We start from the raw sequence: 5,544 nt of genomic DNA, 5'->3' as shown, positions 1-5,544 counted from the left end.
CTTGCCCGCGTTGACCGCGCGCGCCACCAGAAACGCATCGCCCTGCACGCGCCGCAGGACGCCGGGCAGACGTGCCAGCATCGGGTCCCGCCGCGCCAGCGCCGCGCGCCCTTCGCGCGAGGCTTCGGTCAGCAGGGCATCGATGCGCAGCAGCTTCGTGATGCCGGCTTCGGTCATGGCGACAAGCTCCGCCTGATCCGCGCGGCGCTCGAGCGCCTTGCCCAGCATGGTCGCGATGTCCCCGAACATCGCCGCCGCCGTCGCGAAGGCCTCGCGTCGGGCAGGGCGGTGCAGCACCAGATACGACACGACGACGGACGCCACCACACCGCACAGGATCGACAGCAGCCGGTCGAACGGCCGCGCGAACGCCCCGCCCTCGGAGGGAAACAGCACGATGATCATCAGCGTGATCAGGGCGAACCGCCGCGCGCCTCGCCATGCGGACAGCCAGACCAGCGGCGGAAGCGCCACCAGGAACGCCACCTGCCACGGCATTACCGTCAGGCCCAGCGCAATCACCGCGATCCCCGCCCCCGCGCCAATCAGCGTGCCGATGATCTGGTCGCGACCGGTGCTCATGGTTTCGGTGATGCTGCCCTGGGTCACGATCACGGCGGTGATCAGGCTCCAGACTGGCTCGCGCAGATGCGCCAGCCGGGCCATGCCGTCCGCCAGGGTCAGGGCGATCAGCAGCCGGACGCATTGTCGCACCACCGGGCCGCCGCCCAGGCGCGTCCACACGGCGTGTTCGCGCGCGGCCAGCCGTGCAATCGCGCTCTCGGGGACCGTCCGTGCGTGGGCTGGCGGGCGTCCGTGCGAGGTCAAGGCTCTCCCTCAGTGCGTGTCGTCGAGCGGGAACGGCACCCAGCGCAGCCCGTCGCCATTCTGGACCAGAAACAGGACGGAATGGCGATGCGCCTTGCGCGCCTCGTCGATGCGACGCGAGAGATCGGCCGGGGTGGCGACGGGTGATTGCGACACCTCCGTCACCACGTCGCCGGCTTTCAGCCCGCGCTCGGCGGCCGGACCGCCGTCCGTCACGTCGGTCACCAGCACGCCGCGCTGGTCGGAGGGCAGGTTGAACTTCTGCCGCGCCACGTCGTCCAGCGTCGCGACGCTGAGGCCGAGATCGCGCATCGCCACCGCGCCGTTGCCGTCTTTTTTCTTGGCGGGTGCGGCCGCCTTGTCGTCGGGTTTGTCATCGGGCAACTGCCCGATCCGCACCTTGACCGACAGCACCTGCCCGTGACGCCAGACACCGAAGGTCGCGTCCTTGCCGATCGGCAGCTGGGCGACCAGGCGCGGCAGCGAGCGCCCTTCGATGTCCTTGTCATTGAGCGTCTGGATCACGTCACCGGTCTTGATCCCGGCCGCGGCCGCCGGCCCCTTGGGCTCGGCCTCGGCCACAAGCGCGCCGCGGGCGGGCTTGAGGTTCAGCCCGTCGGCGATGTCCTGCGTCACGTCCTGTATATGGACGCCGATCCAGCCATGCGTGACGTGGCCGCTGGCGCGCAGCTGGGCGATGATGCCCTGCGCCTCGTTCGAGGGGATGGAGAACCCGATGCCGATCGATCCGCCGGACGGCGAGTAGATGGCGGTGTTGATGCCGATCACCTCGCCACGCATGTTGAACAGCGGGCCGCCGGAATTGCCCTTGTTGATCGGGGCATCGGTCTGGATGAAATCGTCGTAGGGGCCCGCGTCAATATTGCGTCCGCGCGACGACACGATGCCGGCCGTGACGGTGCCGGCCAGACCGAACGGGTTGCCGATCGCCAGCACCCAGTCGCCCACGCGGGCATGGTCGCTGTCGCCGAAACCCACCATCGGCAGGGGGTGCGGTGCGTCCACCTTCAGCACGGCCAGGTCGGTCCGGTCGTCGTGCCCGATCAGCCGGGCCTTGAGCACCGTGTTGTCCTGAAGCGTCACCGTGATCTGGTCAGCGTTATGAATCACGTGATTGTTGGTCACGATCACCCCGCTGGGATCGATAATGAACCCCGATCCGAGCGCCTGCATCTTGCGTGGCGGCGCATCGGGCGCGTTCTGGCGGTTCATGAAGTCGTGGAAAAATTTTTCGAACGGCGAGCCGGGTGGGAAGTTAGGGACCTGAGGCGTCTGGCCGTCGTCATCGTCGTCGTCGTCGTCGCTGCCGGGCTTGACCGTCTCGGAGGTCGAGACGTTCACGACCGCCGGCAGCAACCGGGCCGCCAGGTCGGCGAAGCTGTCGGGCGCACCTGCCGGCGGATGCGCGGCAGGTGAGGAGGCCGGCGCGGTATCGGGCGCCGGTGCGGCCGCGTGCGCACCGGACGCCAGAAGGACCGATGCCAGCGAAAGGACAGGAATGGACGAGAACAGGCGCATCGGAGACGGGGCTTTCATGGTCGCGGTGAAAGTCTGCTGTCTCTCCGTATCGCACAGGTCGAGGGGCGCCGCCAAACCTGTGCCCGGGCAGTGCCGAGCGGCGGCCCGCAACCGTACGGGACAAGAAAATATTGCTTTGTTAAGAAAATAACACCTTTCTAAAACAGAATATTAATCTTTCCTGATTTATCTTGACGATGCCCTATGTAATCGAGCAAGGGGACCGAATAATTTTGTGGGGACGCGGACACACTAAAGATGGAAAATACAGGCGTAAAAAGGTTTTCTTCTGACAGTTCTTCGCATTCTAGCGATCTGCGTCGAGACAAATCCTTATTTAGCGGCAACGAAGTAGGTTTTCTGGCTGAAACCCAGATCGCAACCCCGACCGGCAACCGTGCAATCGCGGAGCTACGTGTGGGAGATGTTATTTTGGGCGGCGCCGGCGACGACGACCTGATGCCTCATCCCGTCGTATGGGTCGGCCGCCGTATCGTGCGCCCCACGCCTGGTGCCCCCGTGCCGGTGCGTATCTTGCGGGATGCATTCGCCGACGGCGTCCCGTCAGCGGACCTCGTCGTTCTTCCCGACCTCGGCTTCCACCTCAACGGCGTGCTGATCCCGGTGCGCATGCTGGTCAACCATCGCTCGATCGTCCTTGAGGAGCGCACCGCCGAGTTCGAGGTGTTTCACGTCGAAACCGCGCGCCACGTGCTGATCTCCGCCAACGGCGCCCGGAGCGAGACGTATCGGGACTGCGGCGAACGCAGCCTGTTCCGCCCCGCGCCGCATCTCCATCTCGTACCCAAACCACCCGTCACGATGTAGGGGCCGGCGGCAGCCGTCCCGGCGCCGTGTCGTCCCCCCACCATACCCGGCCGGGCCGCTGTGCCCCGGCCGCGCCCTGTTCAGCGTACGGTTTCCGCGCAGGCGATCAGCCAGTGTGCCACCGCCTCGCCCAGCAGCGCGTAGCCCACGTCGTTCATATGAAGGCCGTCGGGCGACATCTCGTCGCGGGTCATGCCGCGCGCCTCGCACCAGTGGTGCATGATGGCAAAACGCGGAAAATACGGGGCGCCGAGGGCCCCGGCCAGGGCCTCGACCGCATGGCGATAGTCCGGAAAGGCCGGTTCCTCGTCCATGGCCCGGCACCATTGCTGCCCGACGAGGGCGATGTCCGCGCCCGCGTCGCGCAGTGCCGCCAGATCCTGCCGGCTGCACGCAACGAAACTTTCCACACCGATCTTCTGTGAAACATCGTTCGTGCCGCCCTGCCAGACCACCAGATCGGCGTCATCGGCCAGGACGTCTGGCAGGCGGCGATGCATCTCCGCCGCCCCATCACCGCCAACGCCGCGATTGATCACCGTCAGGGAACCCGCGATGTGCGGCCGGAGGGAGCGCTCCAGCACGGCGGCATAACCGTGCTCCGGACTGCTCGCGCCGATCCCCTCGGTGGTGGAGGAGCCGAACAGGGTGATCCGTACCGGCGCGCGGGCGCGGATCCGGGCGGCCAGACGCGGCAGTGGACGAACGGACGTGGGTGGGGTCATGGTACGTATTCCCGTAGGACAGACAAGGGCGCGGGTCAGGCCATGGTGCCGGAGACAGTCGGGGTTGGGGCCTGACGTTTGACCCGCGCGCGCTCGCTTGCGCGTTTGCGACGCGCGTCGAGGATCAGGCTGAGCCCGTATAGCAGCGCGATCGAGACGACGTTCACCGCCATCTGCATCCACCAGCTTGCGCCGAGCAGGCTGAACGCAAGCCGCGCATAAAGGTCAAGCACGGTGCCGGTCGCGAAAATTTCCAGCGAATGACGCCCGAACCGCGCGAAGAGCTGTCCCAGGCGGCCTTCGGACGCACGGCGCGCCCACCGCGACGATTCGACCAGATAGAAGATCGACAGAACGTCGATCAGCCGCACGGGCGAGAGCGACGTCTTTTCCGGCGGCCCCATCGGGAACAGCCGCAGGTCCGGCAGCCCCCACGCGGTCCAGGGAAAACTCTCGAGTGCCGAAAACGCCAGATAGACCCACGCAACGCAGGTCAGCCAGCGCCGCCGCGGCAGGCTGCCGCCATGGCGGCTGGTCAGGATCGCGCCGCATGCGCCCAGCGTGAACAGGAACTGCCAGGCGAACGGGTCGAAATACCAGCCGTCGGGGTCGAGCCAGTTTGGCAGATTGACGTCAGGATCAACATTGATCAGCAACCAGACGGCGGCGCTGATCCCCAGGCCAAGCGGCAGGCTGCGTCGCAACAGCGCATAGATCACCGGAAACAGCAGCAGCAGCACGATATAGAGCGGCAGGATGTTGAGGTAGTTCGGCAGCGCGTCGAGGGTCAGCACCTTCCACAGCCATGTGCTGCCGTGAGCCAGTTCCGGCTCCACCGCGTCGGGAGGCAGGGGCCAGATCCGCCGCCACTGGCGGATGGTCAGAACGGTCAGCAACAGCAGGCCGAACTGATAGAGATAGAGCACCGCGCAGCGCCGCACGATGCGGCTGACGCCCTCGCGCCAACCGTGGCGCTCGATTGCGTTGCCATAGGCGATCCACGACGCGAAACCCGCCAGCATCACGAAGATTTCCGCCGCGTCGGCGAAACCGACATTATGCAGCGTCAGCCGGTTGAGCAGGTTCTGCGGGATATGGTCGACGAACATCATCAGCAGCGCGAGGCCCCGCATCGCATCCACACGATGGTCGCGCCCGCGACGCGGCGGGTTGACCTCGACCTCGCCGCCCCGTCGGGTGGCGGCCTCGTTATCACGTTCGACCGACGGAGAAAGCGTCATACGGCAGGCGATCCCTGTCCCGGGCGGGAGAAGACCTCCCGCTATAACCCGACCACCCCGGCAGGAAAATGGCAAGGCCATCCACCGCGCGGCGCGGTGGACAGGCCCGGTCGTTGCGCCTAGCACAGGCGCGCGTCCTGTGACATGGACAGGACGCCAGACTTATCCGTGGGAGCGGGCCGCCATGACGAACTCAACCCCGATGTCCGGACCGACAGGACCGGCCGATGACGCGGCCCTGCGCGCGGCCGTTGAACAGGCTCTCGCCACCGTGCGCGAAGGCGGGTCTGGTCCGTCGCTGACCGCGATCGCCCCCGTCGAGGGCGCACGGCTGCACGAAGGCGCGCTCAGCGTGTCGCTCGCTGTATCGCGCGAGGACGCGC

Annotated in this window: 6 protein-coding genes; 2 read left to right on the top strand and 4 right to left on the bottom strand. The window is 66.8% G+C overall.

Annotation, left to right across the window (positions count from 1 at the left end; genetic code table 11):
* Both HUK82_RS14085 and HUK82_RS14080 read right to left on the bottom strand, forming a co-directional pair.
* The coding region (locus tag HUK82_RS14085) for an FUSC family protein (protein ID WP_176614564.1) at positions 1-828 on the bottom strand (828 nt) is incomplete at its 3' end.
* Positions 829-837: 9 nt separating this feature from the next.
* Positions 838-2,385, bottom strand: a complete 1,548-nt coding sequence (locus HUK82_RS14080; RefSeq protein WP_373318211.1) for a DegQ family serine endoprotease — start codon at positions 2,383-2,385, stop codon at positions 838-840.
* A 240-nt stretch (positions 2,386-2,625) separates the two neighbouring features.
* Between HUK82_RS14080 and HUK82_RS14075 the strand changes: the two genes are divergently transcribed.
* Positions 2,626-3,195: a Hint domain-containing protein gene (locus HUK82_RS14075; RefSeq protein WP_176614563.1), complete on the top strand. Its 570-nt coding sequence runs from the start codon at positions 2,626-2,628 to the stop codon at positions 3,193-3,195.
* 80 nt (positions 3,196-3,275) lie between these two features.
* Here the strand turns inward: HUK82_RS14075 and HUK82_RS14070 are convergent, their stop codons facing one another.
* Together HUK82_RS14070 and HUK82_RS14065 are read right to left on the bottom strand one after the other, a co-directional pair.
* Positions 3,276-3,920, bottom strand: a complete 645-nt coding sequence (locus HUK82_RS14070) for an SGNH/GDSL hydrolase family protein (protein ID WP_176614562.1) — start codon at positions 3,918-3,920, stop codon at positions 3,276-3,278.
* A 35-nt stretch (positions 3,921-3,955) separates the two neighbouring features.
* Positions 3,956-5,161 carry an OpgC family protein gene (locus tag HUK82_RS14065; RefSeq protein WP_176614561.1) on the bottom strand — a complete coding sequence of 402 codons (1,206 nt, stop codon included), beginning with the start codon at positions 5,159-5,161 and terminating at the stop codon, positions 3,956-3,958.
* A 184-nt stretch (positions 5,162-5,345) separates the two neighbouring features.
* On the opposite strand from HUK82_RS14065, the gene HUK82_RS14060 reads away from it, so the two are divergent.
* On the top strand, positions 5,346-5,544 hold a 199-nt coding region (locus HUK82_RS14060), incomplete at its 3' end, for a hypothetical protein (protein WP_176614560.1).

The organism is Ameyamaea chiangmaiensis (assembly GCF_013376175.1).
GTDB lineage: Bacteria > Pseudomonadota > Alphaproteobacteria > Acetobacterales > Acetobacteraceae > Ameyamaea > Ameyamaea chiangmaiensis.
Note: the sequence above shows the minus strand (reverse complement) of the source record. Positions and strands in the feature narration are given on the sequence as shown.